The following is a 1162-nucleotide window of genomic DNA, read 5'->3' as shown; positions in this document are numbered from 1 at the left end:
TGTGGGGGAGATGCCCGGCAGGGCAGAGCGACTGTCTTGGAAGTCAAGCGTTTTGCCATGCTTTCTGGTCCCGAATGATGGCGTTGAGGATGGTGAGCAGTTTGCGCATGGCAGCCGCGGTTGCGACGATCTTCGACTTGCCTGAAGCGACCAGGCGATCGCGGAAGGCTTTTAGAACCGGGTTATGGCGGCAGGCCACCAACGTGGCCATGAACAGCACGGCGCGCACCGTTGCCCGACCGCCGCCAATGAAGCTCTTGCCTTTCCATTTGCCGGATTGGCGCGTCCAGGGCGCAAGACCGGCAAGCGAGGCGACCTGCCGCCGATCGAGACTGCCGAGCTCTGGCATCTCGGCAAGCAGCGTGCGGGCGGTCACCCGCCCCACACCCGGCACCGAAGTCAGAAGCGCCTCGCGTACCCGCCACAAAGGCGACGTGCGGATATGGTCGTCGATATCGGCGTCGAGACTGTCGAGCTCACGCCTGAGTGCGGCAAGCAAACGCTTGATGCTCCTTTGCGCCTCCTTGGCAAGCGCCATGCGCGTGCGCTGCTCTTCGGCTGCAATCATCGCCAGGATCTGCCGGCGGCGGGCAAGAAGGGCTGCCAGCGCCCGATTCTCTTCGTCGCGCAACGGCCTGATCGCGGGCTTGGTCGCAGCCACGAAGGCGGCGATCACTTCGGCGTCGATCGGATCGGTCTTGGCGCGCTTGCCGAGAGCATTGGCATAGGCGCGCACCTGCGCCGGGTTGATGACGATCACCGCAAGACCCGCCCCCGAAAGAGCGGCTGCCGCAAGCATCTCATAGCCACCCGTCGCCTCCAGCGCGACGACATCCGCCTTCAGGCTCAAGAGCCTTGCGGCAAGCCCATCCAGGCTTTCATCATCATTGGCAACGGCAAAGCTTTTGCCTGACGGCAGTACATGCACATCCAACCGGTCTTTCGAAACATCAATGCCAACCACAACGTCCATCTGATCCCATCCTTGTCCAAGCGGGCTTCGCCTTCGCGAGCGGCCCAAGCGACTGTTCGGGTTCGATGGAACGACGGAGCCATCCCTTGCTCTGCCACAGGCTTTTAAACCCGAGGGGGTTGCGGGCTCGGCTCCGTCACCGCAAGCGCTAGCTAGGCTGCTGGCGGATGGCGTCAAGTTACAAGGGGG

At 63.2% G+C, this 1162-nt stretch carries 1 protein-coding gene; it reads right to left on the bottom strand.

The genetic code is table 11. The annotated features are described in order from the left end of the window. Nucleotides 1-43: 43 nt before the first annotated feature. Nucleotides 44-973 (bottom strand): IS110 family RNA-guided transposase, encoded by a 930-nt coding sequence (locus tag EFD55_RS32925; RefSeq protein ID WP_125851291.1) that lies wholly within the window; start codon nt 971-973, stop codon nt 44-46. Nucleotides 974-1162 lie beyond the last annotated feature (189 nt).

Origin of the sequence: Rhizobium pisi (assembly GCF_003938655.1) — a bacterium.
Lineage (GTDB): Bacteria > Pseudomonadota > Alphaproteobacteria > Rhizobiales > Rhizobiaceae > Rhizobium > Rhizobium pisi.
This window is presented reverse-complemented; position numbering and strand designations above follow the sequence as displayed.